We start from the raw sequence: 13,777 nt of genomic DNA, 5'->3' as shown, positions 1-13,777 counted from the left end.
CAGCACTCCTAACCGTTCATTCGGACGACCGCAGATCCGTAGGCGTCCAGGGGCCCCAGCCTGTAACCATCCTCCAAGGAAACGTATTTTACGAACCTACCAATAATTCCGCGGCAGTTGTTTGTACAAGCCAGTGTTCCGGCATATTGGGACGTGTTGCGGAAGGTTATGGGCGTCTTGTCGCTACCAGCGAATTTCCATCCTTTGACGCTGAAGGCAGCAAAAGCGATCAGTTTGTAAGTGGCCCCCGACCCGGTGCCAGTAACTTGGTTGAATACGGGAAGGAGGACGATGACGTCACGTCCGGCAGTCAGTTCATCAACCCAGCGCTGCATGGTGGGCCCGCAGTTTGAGGGACCGTCGTTGCCCGTTGCGCTTCCACCTTCCATAACAAGGATGTCCACAGTGCCTCCGCACAGGCCTGTATCCTGCACAAGCCACCCGTAGCCTCCAGAAACTGCCGCGCCGTTCGGACCATAGTTGCAGCTTGTGTTGGCCCCGGTGCCGTGACTCTGCAGTCTCTGGAGTCCACCCTCAACGCTTCCCTGGACCTGACAAACGGAGAAGGCCAGGGGAAAGGGAGTGCGGCCTGCTTGGGGACTACCCCAAATGGCGGAGGCTTTCGCTCCGACCTCAGCCGTTGGTATGCCGAGGGCGCGGGCGAAGAGCAGCGAAACTTCGTTGGGTTCGCCGCCCGATTCCTGGGCTCCGACGACCACCGTAACGTTGCCGCCTGAGCGGTTCATCTGGACGGCCTGCACGTTGCTTTGTCCGTCCAGGGCGTTTCCGTCCGCGAACGTCTTGGCCTGGCTAGCCGGCGACGTGCAGACGGGACCATTCAAATCTCGGGCGCAGGTCTGGGCTATGGACAACGCCGCAGCGTCCGCACCGTTCTGAAGCTGGGCGCGTTCGGCATACAGCATTCCAACATCGACCGCGATGGCTACGAAGCCCAGCAGTGCGACCATTAGAACGGCTACGATGACGGCTATTGCACCGCGCTCGCCGTCCTCACTTAGCCTCCGCATTGCATCACGCCCTTGGCTGTCAAGGTGAACGGTCCGGCGATGCCTGTCATGGTGCTGAGGGAATAGTTCAGGGTGACGGTGGCGGTGGCCCCGGTGACGCAGAGCCCGGCAGAAGGCCCATTCGTAGTAATGGCGACGTCGGTTGGTCGGAGCGCGGGCCGCAAGGAAACGGCAGCGTTGACGGCCGCCGTTTTTGCCGAAGCCGGATTGTTTGAAATCGCCATGACGCGGACGCTCTCACGGGCAGCGCTTGTGAGGGAAATCTGCGCGTTATAAGCCCGGCCGAATTCGATAATTCCCATCACGAGCATAACGAGGAGCGGGAGCAAGATTGCAAATTCAACCGCGGCCGCGCCACGTTCTGATGAGTCGTGCACTTGCGGTGGCCCTCCTTTTCGTTTGCTAGCGCATGTTTGGGCGTCGTCAGCCACGTTAGGCGCCAAAACGGCCGGGTGGCTAGGTTTTGCCTTGCCGTCCGGCCGTATCGACTAATTGGTGTAGCTGTCTGCGGGTTAGCCACCATTTGTGTTTGCGGGGGCGGTAGTGGCCGGTGCTTCAGGGAGCGAGTCGCTGACGCCCTGGAACATGGCGGCCAGCTGCGGGCCGAGGATGACGACGACTGCGATGATGACGACGGCGATGAGGCCGACCATGATGCCGTATTCGACGGCGGTGGCGCCCTTTTCGTCCTGGAGGCGGTTCTTGGCGATGAATCCGAGGGTCTGGAACTTTGCGATGAGAGAAAGCATTTTGGACTCCTGAGCGAGTTGGGTGAGCTGGTCCGTCACCAGCGCTGAAATAAAATTAGCAAGCGAATTCGGGGCTGGACCGGGATCTTGCAGCATCCTGCGCCAAGCCTTGCCTAACCATGCAATTCCCATGATTTCTGCGCTAAACCTGCGTATTTAGTGCGCTGCTGGAGGGACGCGTATTTGCCGTGTCCGGGCACAAACAGAATTCCTCGGTCAGTGGATCGAGTGGGCCGGCCTGTTGGATCGCTGCCGCCTGTGGTGCCGACTCTGGGCAGATCCTCGCGGCTCGCTTCGCGGCCCGCGGAATGGGCGCAGCACGATGGTTCGATGCCGGCGGTGAACCCGGCGTTTGGCAGCAATAGTCCCCTCCCTGTGGCGAAGCCGACGTGGACGCTCGCGGCACCGAGGGCCGCGTCCGCACCCGTCCGACGGCGACCGTCTACGCAGGAAGCTGCTCTGGGCATCACTGATCGTCATTTGCACTGCCAGCTTGGACGTTACCGTTTCAAAATGATGGTGTGCGTCGTCGGCCCGCGTTAAACGCCGATACGGCCGGGTGGCTAGGTTTTGCCTTGCCGTCCGGCCGTATCGACTAAGTGGTGTAGCTGTCTGCGGGTTAGCCACCATTTGTGTTTGCGGGGGCGGTAGTGGCCGGTGCTTCAGGGAGCGAGTCGCTGACGCCCTGGAACATGGCGGCCAGCTGCGGGCCGAGGATGACGACGACTGCGATGATGACGACTGCGATGAGGCCGACCATGATGCCGTATTCGACGGCGGTGGCGCCCTTTTCTTCCTGGAGGCGGTTCTTGATGGTGAATCCGAGGGTCTGGAACTTTGCGATGAGAGAAAGCATGTTGGACTCCTGAGCGAGTTGGGGGGAGCTGGTCCGTCACCAGCGCTGAAATAAAATTAGCAACGGATTTCGCCATCGAACCGGGATCTTGCAGCATCCTGCGCCAAGCCTTGCCAAACGGGGTTGTTACTGCGTTTACTGCACATTTCCTGCGGAGTTGATGCGGATATCGTGGGCCGCGCAGACAGCAGTGAAAAGACAAAAGGGCCCTTCGGTTCCACGAACCGAAGGGCCCTGCAAACGAAAAGCTACCCCGCGAACATCGAAATAATGCTCATCACCGTCGGCCCGAGAACCACGATGAACAGCGTGGGCAGGATGAAGAAGATCAGCGGGAACAGCATCTTCACCGGCATTTTCATGGCGTGCTCCTCCGCGCGCTGCTTCCGCTTGATCCGCATGTCTTCGGCCTGGGTCTTGAGGACGCCAGCGATGGCTACGCCGTACGCGTCAGCTTGGACCACTGCCCGGATGAAGCTGCGAACGTCCGGCACATCCACGCGCTCTGCCATCGCGAGGTAGGCGTCCTTCCGCGACCTGCCCACCTGGATGTCCTGAAGCGTGCGGATCAGCTCCTCGGCCATCGGACCGTTGCCGTTGGTGCCGGCGCGTCCCATCGCTGCTTCGAACCCGAGGCCGGCCTGGACCGAGATGAGCATGTGGTCCAGGGCGACAGGCAGTTCCAGCCGGATGGCTTCCCGCCGCTTCTGCGCCCGGTTGCGCACCAGCAGGTCTGGGGTGAAGTAGCAGAGGGCCGTCACACCCGACAGGATCAGGAACCGCTGGGGTGACGGGCTGCCGGCAAAGAACAGGTACCCGGGGACGGCGCCCGCAAAGGCAAGCAGCGGCTTGACCATGATCAGCCGGGCCAGTGGCCAGTCCTTGGGCCGGCCAGCGCCCGCGAGTTGCCGGTCCAACCAAGCGGCATAGCCCTTCGGCATGATGCGCTGGCTGGCCAGCATCAGTTTCTCATTGACGCTGAGCGCAGGCTCCTTGGCTTTGGACACACGACCCAGGTTTGCCTGGATGTTGCGGAGCCCCGCCCGGTCGCCGGTGAACACAAACCACGTCATGACAGTTACGGGTGCGATCACTGCCAGAATCGCCGCATAAGCCACAGGCTGCATAATGACCACCTTCTTTCTAGAACTTGGGTTTGACGATCCGGCTGAGCCAAAAACCGCCGGCGGTGAGCAGAACAACTGCCCCGGCGATCATGAAATAGCCGGGAACTGTGCCGGTAAACGTGCGGGAATACATCTCGTTGAACAGCGTTAGCCCGATGAACATCACCACGGGCAGAGCCATGAGGACGATCGCCGACATCCGGCCCTCAGCGCTCAGCGCCCGGATCTGGCCGCGCACCTGGTTGCGGTCGCGGACCGTATTGCCCAGATGGTCCAGTACCTCCGCCAGGTCCCCGCCCACCTCTCGGTGGATCTCGATGGCCTGCGAGACGGAGAGGAAATCCTCGCTCTGGGTGCGTCTCGCCACATCCGCCAGCGATTCGCCGAGGTCGCGTCCAATCCTGGTCTCATTGACGATCCGGCCCAGTTCCTCCGACATCGGGGGCTGGCTTTCCTGCCCGGCCGCGTCCACGGCCCGAAGCAGACTGTGCCCGGCCCTCAGGCCACCGGAGAACATCTGCAGCGCATCCGGCACCTGCTGGTCAAACTGCCGACGGCGGCGTCCGGCCAGGGCATTCAGCATCAGGTGCAGCCCAAGCGGGGTCAGCAGAGTCAGGAGGACCGCGGCGAACAGGCCGCCAAGGAAGAATCCGACGACGGCGGCAGTCAGGGCGATGACCCCGGCCATGATGAGGTAGTCGCCCGGTTCTTTCTTGAGCCCGCACTCATCCAGCCGGTCCTGGGTCAGCAGGCCCGGTCCGCGCTTCCTGAGGCCCTTGTTCAGTGCGCCCACGGCCTGGCCGGTCAGCCTGGTCAGCGGCGAGGTCTCGTTGGGGACATCCGGTCGGCGGCGTGACATCGGGATGCCCGAGTTGGGCCGGAGGGCTACGCCGAAGACCAGGAAGATGGCGAGGTAGAGCAGCACCAGCGCCACCACGAAAACGCCGGAGTCGCCGGGCACTGTCACCGCCCCCTTGCCGGCGCAACGCCGATGAGGGATCCCCCGAACACGGCAGGGGAGATCTCGATGCCGAGTTCGGCGAAACGCTCGGTGAACCGTGGCCGGACGCCCGTGGGCACTGGTTTCCCGAGGAACCGCCCGTTGGCGTCCACGCCGGCCGAGTAGTCAAACACGAAGGCGTCCTGGAGGGTGACGATGTCGCCCTCCATGCCCTGTACCTCGGTGATGTGGGTGACCCGTCGCGAGCCGTCGCGCATCCTGGTGATGTGGACCACGAGGTTGACGGCGGAGGCCAACTGTTCGCGCACCGCGCGGAGCGGGATGTCCATTCCTGCCATCAGCACCAGCGTCTCGAGCCTGGCTATGGCGTCCCGCGGCGAATTGGCATGCACGGTGGAGATGGAACCGTCGTGGCCGGTGTTCATGGCCTGCAGCATGTCAAGGCATTCGCCGCCACGGACCTCACCCACCACAATCCTGTCCGGCCGCATCCGCAGCGAGTTCCGGACCAAATCCCTGATGGAAACCTCACCCCTGCCTTCTATGTTCTGCGGACGGCTTTCGAGCCGGATGACGTGCTCCTGCTGAAGCTGGAGTTCCACGGCGTCCTCGATGGTCACTATCCTGTCCTCCGGCGGGATAAAGCCTGACAGCACGTTGAGGAGGGTGGTCTTGCCGGTACCGGTGCCACCGGAAACGATGATGTTCATCCTGGCGGCGACGCAGGCGTGCAGGAGTTCCGCCATCTCGGGGGAGAGACTGCCCAGGGACACCAGATCATTGACCGTCAGAGCTTCCCTGCCAAACTTTCGGATGGTCAAGGCCGGCCCGTTGACTGCCAGCGGCGGGATGATCGCATTGACGCGGGAGCCGTCTGCAAGCCGTGCATCCACCAACGGTGAGGACTCATCGATGCGGCGCCCCACCTTGGACACGATCCGGTCGATCACCCTGCGCAGCGCATCATCGGAGCTAAATTTCGTGTCCGTGGGCAAGATGCGGCCCTGGCGTTCCACATAGACCTGGTCATAGCGATTGACCATGACCTCCGTAATGGAGGGGTCGTCGAGGAACCGCTGGATGGGTCCGTGGCCCAGGACGTCGTCGATGATGTCCCGGATGAGCCGCTGCCTCTCGGGGCCCGACAGCGGGACCTGCTCCTCGTCCACGACGATCTTCAGTTCATCGCGGACAAACTGATGCAGTTCCTCGTCCTCGAGGGTGGAATCGGTAAGCCGTGAACCCAGCCGTTCAAAGAGCGTCTGGGTGGCCCGTTCCTTCAGGGCGTTCAGGGCTTCGCTGGCAACAGAGGCGACGGCTGGCGTTTCCAGGGCTGCGGTGGCGCTCGCCGCCGAGCCCGCCGCCTGCTCCTCATGCTTCTTGCCAAGCGTGGCGGCAGCCGGCTTGGGCTTGAAGACGTCAGCGGGCTGTGGCTTCTCGGGATCGCCTTTGGGCTCGCCCCGGAGGTTCTGGAACCGGTCGGTGAGGTTCACTGGACTACCGCCCTTCTGTGCAGCTTCTTGTGGGGTCTTTCTTCCCAGTTCGGTTTGAAGCGCTCCACCAGCTGGCGGAGGCCTTTGCCGGCCGAGTCCCGGCTGCCGTCCTGGAGGATGGGCACTCCCTTGTTAGTGGAGTAGGGCAGGGTCTTGGAGCGGGGGAGCGCAACGTCAACAGGTGAGCCAATGGTGGTCTCGATGTCCTGCAGCGTAAGTCCCGCCCGGCGGTCCGCCATGTTCAGCACCACGTGCCGTTTCTCCGGGAGCAGGCCAAGCTCGGCCAGGATCTGGAACCCCGTCCTGAGGCCCCGAATGCTGGGAATGTCCATGCCACAGATCCAAACGGCGTCCGTGGCCTGCTCCAGTGTTGCCAGGACGTGCTCACCCAAACCCGGGGCCGTGTCCACCACGATATAGTGGAACTCCTCGCGCAACTGCTTCAGGAGCCTGCTGACCTGTTCGCCGGAGATCCTGTCCATTTCGATCGGGTTTCTCGGCGCACAGAGGGCGTAGATCCCCGCGGGGTGGACGGTGAGGTACGCCTTCAGGACCATGGAGTCCTGGCTTGCGGCGCCCACGACGGCATCGGTGATGGTGTGTTCCGGGTCCAGCATCAGCCCGCTGGCAACGTCGCCGAACTGGAGGTCCAGATCCACGATCACCACGCTCATCGGTGCAGCCCTGCCCAGGCCGACGGCGAGATTGGTTGCCACGGTGGTCTTGCCAACCCCACCTTTGGGGGACATGACCGCGATGACACGCCCGCCCTCGCCGTGGTCGGCGTGCTCCGACGCCCCTGGGGCCAAACCACGACGGCGGCCTGCTGCCGCAAGGCTCGCCCGTTCCAGCAGGACGCGGATGGCATCCGGGTCCGCGGACGGATCGAGGAGGTCACGGACCCCGGAACGCATTGCTTGGAGGACTACTTCCTTGGTTTCAGGCACCACCAGGACAACGCTGATTTCGGGGTACTGCAGATCCATGACCGACGCCAGCTTTAAGGAGCCGTCGACCGGCAGGCCGGGTCCGAGGATCAGCACCTCCGGCGGCTCACCTACGAGCTGCCGGAGAAAATCCTGCGGGCTCTCGGGAAGGTAGTCCGCCTGGAACACCCGCAGCGAGCCGTGCATCCCGGACACTGCCAGCTGGATGCGCCGCTCGAAGTCGGCGTTTGGGGTGATGAGGACAAAGCGGCTCATCGGAACAGCCTTGCGCCAGTCACAACGCCGGAGGTTGACTCGACGGCATTTGCCGGTTCCCTGGAAAGATAAACCTTGCCAAATTCGGTCGCAAAGACGATGCGTTCGGCGTCAGCGGAGTTGCGGGCCAATGTGATGAGGTAGGTGTCATCCGAGGAGGAGGACTTCTTCGTATTGAGGGAACCGGCTGCGGCCTCTTCCTCGGCCGCGGCCTCTTGGGACTTGGCCGTGCTTCCGTTGCTGAACTGCGCCGCTGTGACCAGCACTTTGTGGAAGGTAAGTTGAGTGCGACCGGTCTTCGCCGTGGAGTCGTCCACGGAGAGGAAGACACCCACGGTATCTCCTGCGGCAAGCGTGCCGCCCACTACGCGTTCGATCGGCAACTTGAGGGAGATCTCCTGCATGCCCCCCGGAACCTGCGCCCGGGCCGGCCCGAGCAGGGCATTGGCGTCCACCATGCGCGTGGCGAGAAGCTGCTCGCCGGGCATCAGGTCCACTGCGGCCACTTTTTGGCCTACCTGGTTCAGGTCGGTCACGGCGCCGGCGGCCACGGCCAGTTTCGGTACTTCTTTCCGGACGACGGCGCCTGCCGCCTTATTGATGCCGGTGCCGGCCGTGATGGTTTTCTCGACTACGTAAACAGATTCGGTTTCCGTGTCCGCGAGGGCGCGTTTATCTGCATTCTGCACATAATTGACGAGCAGGACGGTTCCAATAATCGCCACCAATAAAGCGGCAATTCCTCCAATGAGGCGAGTTTTCATTTTATCCCCCTACAGTCTTAATCGGTGAGGCGGATGTAGACGGTTCCAAGGTCGTCTCCGCTGCCGGAATTTCCTTCGAATGCCTCAATGGACTCGAATTTCTTAAATTTGCCGATAATGGCTCGGCAAGGATCCACACAGGCGGTAGCCGGAGTGGGAGAGCTGTTGTACGTTTGCGGCCTGGTGGAGCCGCCGCCAAACTTCCAACCGACCATTTGGAACGTCGCATATCCACGGATGTGGAACCAGCCATCGCCCTTGTCCTTGCCGGCGTTGTCGAAGACCGGAAATATACCGAGGACTTCGTCGCCGGCCTGGATGGTGTTGATCCAGCCCTGGAGGACCGAATCGCAGTTCTCGCCGGGCTTGTTGGGATAGTCGGCACCGGGGTCGTATGCAGCGTTGTCCTCCGTGTCGGTGGCAGCCTGGCACTGGCCGTCGTTCTGGTCCAGCCAGCCGAACCCGCCGGGAATTGCGTGCCCGGACGTCGACGTGCAGTCACCCATTCCAGGCTTGTAACGGATCTGTTGAAGGACGCCGGTTTCCACTGCGTCGCTGAGGTCGTACTGGCATTCGGACAGGGCCAGCGGGAAGCCGGCGCCCGATCCCGGAACTTCAACAGAAGCAGTGGCATGGGCACCGACGCTGACTGCCGGTGCGTCTAGGGCACTGGCGAAGAGCTTGGCGAGCACGCTGCTGCTGCCGTTCTTCGTCGTGGTCCGGACCGTCACCTGGTCCGGCACGGAAAGGTCAACTTCGGAGACGTTCGCGTCGCCGTCGTTGGCGTTTCCGGACGCCAGCGCGTCGGCGAATGCCTGGGCCTCCGCCTGCGTGCAGCCTGACTTGTGGCAGGCCTGGGCAACCCCCAGGGCGCCGGCGTCTGCACCATTTTGGAGCTGCGCCCGCTCAGAATAGATTTGGCCCACGTCCACGGCCAGGGCGCCCGCGCCGATGAGGACCAGCATCATGACGGCTACCAGGACGCCGGCCGCGCCGCGTTCGCCATCCTGTTGGCCACGACTCAGCCCTCGCATCGCATGGCCCCTATCCCGGCAACTGTGACCGTGCTCCCGAAGATGCCCGTCAGTGTTGGGGCGGGGTAGGTGATGGTGACGGTCATGTTCTCGCCAGCGGTGCAGGACGCGGGGGAGAAGGCGTACCCAAAATCCGCACCGTTCAGGCCGGGCGCGCCGGCGGTTGCGGCAACGGCGGCTGCACTCTGGTCGTCCTCGATAGCCATTTCCCGGGCAGCCTCCCGGGCAGCCTGAGTGATGGAAATCTGCAGGTTGTAAGCGTGCGAAAACTCGACAATACCGGCCACCAAGGCCAGAAGGATGGGGGCGACCAGGGCGAACTCGACGGCAACTGCGCCGCGCTCTTTCCGGTGGCGCTCTCCCTTGTTCGAGCGTGAACTTCTGCCTTTCACTGGACCCTCCGCGAGTAGGTGCAGCTGAATTTGGGGTGGTGCGCCGCGTTCGCAATCAGACTCACGCGGCGCACCGGCTGGGGAAAATGTGCGAACGCTATTAGTTAGACCATGCGCGGACGTTAGTGCCGAGTTCGGTGAACCAGCCGCTCAGGCCGTTGCCGAAGGCGGTCACGCCGGCGACGATGATGAATGCGATGAAGGCCACGAGCAGCGAGTATTCGGTTGCGGTGGCGCCTTTTTCTGATGCCAGCCGGTCCTTGATTCCGGAAACGAAGGCAAGAACCGAGACCATGAGAGTAGACATTGTTTTTCCTTAAGTTCGATGGAATAAATGCTTTCGAATTCCAGCCTCCCCCGTACCGCGAAAGGGCTGGTGCTTCGATAGCTAAAGAATCCACCGGAAAGCAGGCCGGCAACAATGCGTAGTTCTACCCGACTTTCCCCCCAAGGAAATAAGTATTCCCCCCAAACGGGTACTCACACTAGGAAAACTGCAAGCACTCGACTACTTGGAAACTCAAGAAATCATCAAGGCCGTTGTAGGAAATTCAACCTTTCACCACAAATACCGGTCTTTAGGATGCCAGTAATACAGTCCCCAGGGCTGCGGCGAGCATCGAGGGCCCAAAGGCAATTTCCGAGCTTAAATTTGCGCGCTTTAGCCTAATCAAAACGACGGATAAAATACCGCCCAGAACAAAGCCGAGTGCTCCGCCATAGAACAAGTGGCTCCACCCCAAGTAGCCCAAGTACAGGCCCACGGGGGCGGCGAGCTTGACATCGCCCATGCCGATGCCATTTGGCGAAATCAGGGCCAGAATCAGGAAAATGACGAACAGGATGGCCGCCCCAGCGGCCGCACGGAGCAGTTCCGCCCACTCTGCTGTGGCGAAGCTGCCCAGCAAGAGGAGCGCCAGGCCGGCCACCAGCAGGGTGAGCACGAGGGGATTAGGCAACAGATGATGGGCCACATCAACGCGGGCCAGCTGCACGCCGACGACAGCCAGCAGGAGAAAAGCCGGCAGGGACCAGTCCAGTCCCAGCCGCAGCGCAAGGGCGGCGAAGAGCAGTCCGGTGAGTGCCGCCGTCGTAATTCTTGTCCGTGCGCCCGGAAGCCCGCCGAGGCGGGGAAGGGTGCGTGCTATGACGTACTCAGCAAGGAGGCTCAGTAAAATACCAATGAGTCCCACGGCCAGGGCAATAAGCGTGGCGATACCTGCTGAAGTCACGTGCACTCCTGGTTGGAAGGGCCCGGCGCTGGCGCAGGACTCCACGACCCCCGCCACCGGATACCCCATTTTGACCCGGGCCTCCGGTTGGCGCTATTCTTGGTAGTCGTTGTGCGTGTCCTTTCTCGATGATGCGTGCCCGCTTGGGGATCCAGTTGCAGGATCACTACCCGACGGGCATTTTCGGGACTAGGGGATAACTGGTCCATAGAGCCCTCACCTCTGTTCCGGTCGCGCATAGATAGTAGGTGCACCCCGTGTGACGCCTAAAACAAGAACGCCAGAACAAGAACGAGGCAAACACCGTGCGTACGTACACCCCGAAGCCCGGCGATATCAACCGCCAGTGGCACGTCATTGACGCCACCGACGTTGTCCTGGGTCGTCTTGCCAGCCAGACCGCAACACTGCTGCGCGGAAAGCACAAGCCGACCTTTGCGTCCCACATGGACATGGGCGACTTCGTCATCATCATCAACGCTGAAAAGGTTGCCCTCACCGGCGCCAAGCTGGAGCAGAAGCGCGCATACCGCCACTCCGGTTACCCGGGCGGCCTGACCTCCGTCAACTACGCGGAGCTCCTGGAGTCCAACCCGGTCCGCGCCGTTGAGAAGGCCATCAAGGGCATGCTCCCGAAGAACTCCCTCGCTGCCCAGCAGCTGAGCAAGCTGAAGGTCTACCGTGGCGCCGAGCACCCCCACGCAGCCCAGCAGCCCAAGACTTTCGAAATCACCCAGGTCGCCCAGTAGTCCTGGCCACCAACACTTTTATCTACAAGGAGAACCGTGGCTCAGAACGATGAACTGACCACCGAAGCCGTTGAGGCTGAGGAAAACCTGACCAGCTACACCTCGGAAAGCGGCGCTACTGAAGCTGCTCCGAAGAAGGAGCGCCCGGCACTGACCGTTGCCGGCGCAGCTGTTGGCCGCCGCAAGGAAGCCGTTGCACGCGTTCGCGTTGTGCCGGGCTCCGGCAAGTGGACCATCAACGGCCGCGAGCTGGATAACTACTTCCCGAACAAGCTGCACCAGCAGGACGTCAACGAGCCCTTCAAGATCCTGGATCTCGAAGGCGCCTACGACGTCATTGCCCGCATCCACGGCGGTGGCCCCTCCGGCCAGGCCGGTGCACTGCGCCTCGGCATCGCCCGTTCGCTGAACGAGATCGACGTCGAGAACAACCGCGCCACCCTGAAGAAGGCCGGCTACCTCACCCGTGACGCCCGCGTCATCGAGCGTAAGAAGGCCGGTCTCAAGAAGGCACGCAAGGCTCAGCAGTACTCCAAGCGCTAAATCCGCTTGCCGGGGCGTTTCGCCTCGATCAGAAGCCCGTTCCGCCATGTGGCGGGGCGGGCTTCTGCCGTTAACCAGAGTTACGGGACATGGTCCACGGCGAGCAGGCAAAACGTCCCCGGCGCTGCCAGATGACGCCGTCCAAGGCGGGTTCAAGGCAGGGGCAGGCGCCTGAATCGTCTAAACTTGGACGCGATGTCTACATTATTTGGAACAGACGGTGTCCGTGGCCTGGCGAATGGCCTGCTGACAGCCGAGCTCGCATTGCAGCTGGCCCAGGCCGCCGCCGTCGTGCTTGGCCATGAACGCACCAGCGAAGGTGCACGGCCGCGCGCCGTAGTGGCGAGGGATCCCCGTGCAAGCGGCGAGTTCATCGCCGCGGCCGTTGAGGCGGGGCTTTCCAGCTCCGGCATCGACGTCTACGACGCCGGTGTCCTGCCCACGCCTGCCGCCGCCTACCTGGTAGCAGACCTGAAGGCTGACTTCGGCGTCATGATCTCCGCCTCGCACAACCCGGCTCCCGACAACGGGATCAAGTTCTTCGCCCGCGGTGGCCAGAAGCTCCCCGATGAGGTGGAGGACGCCATCGAGGTCCAGATGGGCAAGGAGCCTTTCCGTCCGGTGGGCGGAGAGGTGGGCCGCATCCAGCGTTTCTCCGACGCCGAGGACCGGTACATCGTCCACCTCCTGGGAACCCTCCCGCACAACCTCAACGGCATCAAAGTGGTGCTGGACTGTGCGCACGGTGCCGCCAGCGGCTGTTCCCCCCAGGTCTTCAAGGATGCCGGCGCTGACGTGATTGTCATTGGCGCCGAACCTGACGGCCTGAACATCAACGAAGGCGTAGGCTCCACGCACCTCGGCCCGCTTAAGGCCGCCGTGGTGGAGCACCGCGCCGACCTCGGCATCGCTCACGACGGCGACGCCGACCGCTGCCTCGCCGTGGACCACGAAGGCAACGAGGTGGACGGCGACCAGATCATGGCCATCCTCGCCGTTGCACTGAAGAAGGCCGGCAAGCTCAAGGACGATGTCCTCGTAGCCACCGTGATGAGTAACCTCGGCCTCAAGATCGCCCTCCGGGACGCTGGTATCGCCATCCGCGAGACGGGCGTGGGAGACAGGTACGTGCTGGAGCAGATGCGCGACGGCGGCTACAACCTGGGTGGGGAACAGTCCGGCCACGTGATCCTCGCCGACTACGCCACCACGGGCGACGGTGTGCTGACCGGCCTGCAGCTGGCCGCGCAGGTGGCCCTGACCGGCCGCCCGCTCAAGGAACTCGCGACGGTCATGACCAAACTGCCCCAGGTCCTCATCAACGTGAAGGACGTGGACCGAAGCCGGGTCAGCGGCGATGCAACCCTGGCTGCAGCCGTGGCGGCAGCCGAAGCCGAGCTGGGCGACACTGGCCGGGTGCTCCTGCGCCCCTCCGGCACGGAGCCAGTGGTGCGCGTCATGGTGGAGGCCGGCGATCAGCAGACCGCCCAGGTCATCGCCGAGCGCCTCGCCCAGGTTGTGAAGACCCAGCTAGCCCTCGAGCTGGTCGGCGACTAGGTTCCGCCTCGCCTCAAAATGCAAAAAGCAGCCCGCCTCCCTGACGGAGACGGGCTGCTTTTTTGCTGCCGGTTGGCGCGCGGCGGGTTG

Annotated in this window: 16 protein-coding genes; 3 read left to right on the top strand and 13 right to left on the bottom strand. The window is 62.8% G+C overall.

The genetic code is table 11. The features are described from left to right. Window positions 1-8 precede the first annotated feature (8 nt). From LFT45_RS15670 to LFT45_RS15610, 13 genes are all read right to left on the bottom strand, one after another. Window positions 9-968 carry a Tad domain-containing protein gene (locus tag LFT45_RS15670; protein ID WP_236804482.1) on the bottom strand — a complete coding sequence of 320 codons (960 nt, stop codon included), beginning with the start codon at window positions 966-968 and terminating at the stop codon, window positions 9-11. Between the two features lie 47 nt (window positions 969-1,015). After that, window positions 1,016-1,405: a TadE/TadG family type IV pilus assembly protein gene (locus LFT45_RS15665; protein WP_236804480.1), complete on the bottom strand. Its 390-nt coding sequence runs from the start codon at window positions 1,403-1,405 to the stop codon at window positions 1,016-1,018. Window positions 1,406-1,540: 135 nt separating this feature from the next. Beyond that, window positions 1,541-1,777: a Flp family type IVb pilin gene (locus LFT45_RS15660; protein ID WP_236804478.1), complete on the bottom strand. Its 237-nt coding sequence runs from the start codon at window positions 1,775-1,777 to the stop codon at window positions 1,541-1,543. 619 nt (window positions 1,778-2,396) lie between these two features. Beyond that, complete coding sequence (locus tag LFT45_RS15655; protein ID WP_236804476.1) at window positions 2,397-2,633, bottom strand: Flp family type IVb pilin; 237 nt, start codon at window positions 2,631-2,633, stop codon at window positions 2,397-2,399. 248 nt (window positions 2,634-2,881) lie between these two features. Further along, window positions 2,882-3,760 carry a type II secretion system F family protein gene (locus LFT45_RS15650; RefSeq protein ID WP_236804473.1) on the bottom strand — a complete coding sequence of 293 codons (879 nt, stop codon included), beginning with the start codon at window positions 3,758-3,760 and terminating at the stop codon, window positions 2,882-2,884. Between the two features lie 16 nt (window positions 3,761-3,776). Next, entirely contained in the window at window positions 3,777-4,721 is a 945-nt protein-coding gene (locus tag LFT45_RS15645; RefSeq protein ID WP_336885580.1) for a type II secretion system F family protein, read from the bottom strand. 2 nt (window positions 4,722-4,723) lie between these two features. Further along, on the bottom strand, window positions 4,724-6,214 hold the full coding sequence (locus LFT45_RS15640) for a CpaF family protein (protein WP_236804468.1): 1,491 nt from the start codon (window positions 6,212-6,214) through the stop codon (window positions 4,724-4,726). Continuing rightward, complete coding sequence (locus tag LFT45_RS15635; RefSeq protein ID WP_236804466.1) at window positions 6,211-7,416, bottom strand: AAA family ATPase; 1,206 nt, start codon at window positions 7,414-7,416, stop codon at window positions 6,211-6,213. The genes LFT45_RS15640 and LFT45_RS15635 overlap by 4 nt, the downstream gene beginning before the upstream one ends. Then, complete coding sequence (cpaB, locus tag LFT45_RS15630) at window positions 7,413-8,141, bottom strand: Flp pilus assembly protein CpaB (RefSeq protein ID WP_236804463.1); 729 nt, start codon at window positions 8,139-8,141, stop codon at window positions 7,413-7,415. The genes LFT45_RS15635 and cpaB overlap by 4 nt, the downstream gene beginning before the upstream one ends. Window positions 8,142-8,197: 56 nt before the next feature. Then, complete coding sequence (locus LFT45_RS15625; protein WP_236804461.1) at window positions 8,198-9,214, bottom strand: Tad domain-containing protein; 1,017 nt, start codon at window positions 9,212-9,214, stop codon at window positions 8,198-8,200. Beyond that, window positions 9,202-9,606 carry a TadE/TadG family type IV pilus assembly protein gene (locus LFT45_RS15620; RefSeq protein WP_236804459.1) on the bottom strand — a complete coding sequence of 135 codons (405 nt, stop codon included), beginning with the start codon at window positions 9,604-9,606 and terminating at the stop codon, window positions 9,202-9,204. The genes LFT45_RS15625 and LFT45_RS15620 overlap by 13 nt, the downstream gene beginning before the upstream one ends. Before the next feature lie 100 nt (window positions 9,607-9,706). Beyond that, a complete protein-coding gene (locus tag LFT45_RS15615) occupies window positions 9,707-9,913 on the bottom strand; it encodes a Flp family type IVb pilin (RefSeq protein WP_236804456.1) in 207 nt (68 codons plus the stop codon). Window positions 9,914-10,184: 271 nt separating this feature from the next. Continuing rightward, window positions 10,185-10,838 (bottom strand): prepilin peptidase, encoded by a 654-nt coding sequence (locus LFT45_RS15610; protein ID WP_236804454.1) that lies wholly within the window; start codon window positions 10,836-10,838, stop codon window positions 10,185-10,187. Between the two features lie 305 nt (window positions 10,839-11,143). Here LFT45_RS15610 and rplM point away from each other — a divergent pair, with 305 nt between their 5' ends. The 3 genes from rplM (at window position 11,144) to glmM (ending at window position 13,687) form a co-directional block, all read left to right on the top strand. Next, entirely contained in the window at window positions 11,144-11,587 is a 444-nt protein-coding gene (gene rplM / locus LFT45_RS15605; RefSeq protein WP_003805351.1) for a 50S ribosomal protein L13, read from the top strand. Between the two features lie 36 nt (window positions 11,588-11,623). Next, window positions 11,624-12,130 carry a 30S ribosomal protein S9 gene (gene rpsI / locus LFT45_RS15600; protein ID WP_102973654.1) on the top strand — a complete coding sequence of 169 codons (507 nt, stop codon included), beginning with the start codon at window positions 11,624-11,626 and terminating at the stop codon, window positions 12,128-12,130. Window positions 12,131-12,325: 195 nt separating this feature from the next. After that, window positions 12,326-13,687, top strand: a complete 1,362-nt coding sequence (gene glmM, locus LFT45_RS15595) for a phosphoglucosamine mutase (RefSeq protein ID WP_236804452.1) — start codon at window positions 12,326-12,328, stop codon at window positions 13,685-13,687. Window positions 13,688-13,777 lie beyond the last annotated feature (90 nt).

Origin of the sequence: Arthrobacter sp. FW305-BF8, from assembly GCF_021789315.1 — a bacterium.
In the GTDB taxonomy this organism is placed as follows: domain Bacteria; phylum Actinomycetota; class Actinomycetes; order Actinomycetales; family Micrococcaceae; genus Arthrobacter.
The sequence above is the reverse complement of the archived record's forward strand: the minus strand, read 5'-3'. Positions and strand labels throughout refer to the sequence as shown.

What these genes read in the sequence shown, in the direction of transcription:
- LFT45_RS15615 (WP_236804456.1), bottom strand. Translation starts at nt 9,913, where the DNA reads ATGTCTACTCTCATGGTCTCGGTTCTTGCCTTCGTTTCCGGAATCAAG.
- LFT45_RS15635 (WP_236804466.1), bottom strand. Translation starts at nt 7,416, where the DNA reads ATGAGCCGCTTTGTCCTCATCACCCCAAACGCCGACTTCGAGCGGCGC.
- LFT45_RS15650 (WP_236804473.1), bottom strand. Translation starts at nt 3,760, where the DNA reads ATGCAGCCTGTGGCTTATGCGGCGATTCTGGCAGTGATCGCACCCGTA.
- LFT45_RS15670 (WP_236804482.1), bottom strand. Translation starts at nt 968, where the DNA reads ATGGTCGCACTGCTGGGCTTCGTAGCCATCGCGGTCGATGTTGGAATG.
- glmM (WP_236804452.1), top strand. Translation starts at nt 12,326, where the DNA reads ATGTCTACATTATTTGGAACAGACGGTGTCCGTGGCCTGGCGAATGGC.
- LFT45_RS15660 (WP_236804478.1), bottom strand. Translation starts at nt 1,777, where the DNA reads ATGCTTTCTCTCATCGCAAAGTTCCAGACCCTCGGATTCATCGCCAAG.
- LFT45_RS15625 (WP_236804461.1), bottom strand. Translation starts at nt 9,214, where the DNA reads ATGCGAGGGCTGAGTCGTGGCCAACAGGATGGCGAACGCGGCGCGGCC.
- LFT45_RS15655 (WP_236804476.1), bottom strand. Translation starts at nt 2,633, where the DNA reads ATGCTTTCTCTCATCGCAAAGTTCCAGACCCTCGGATTCACCATCAAG.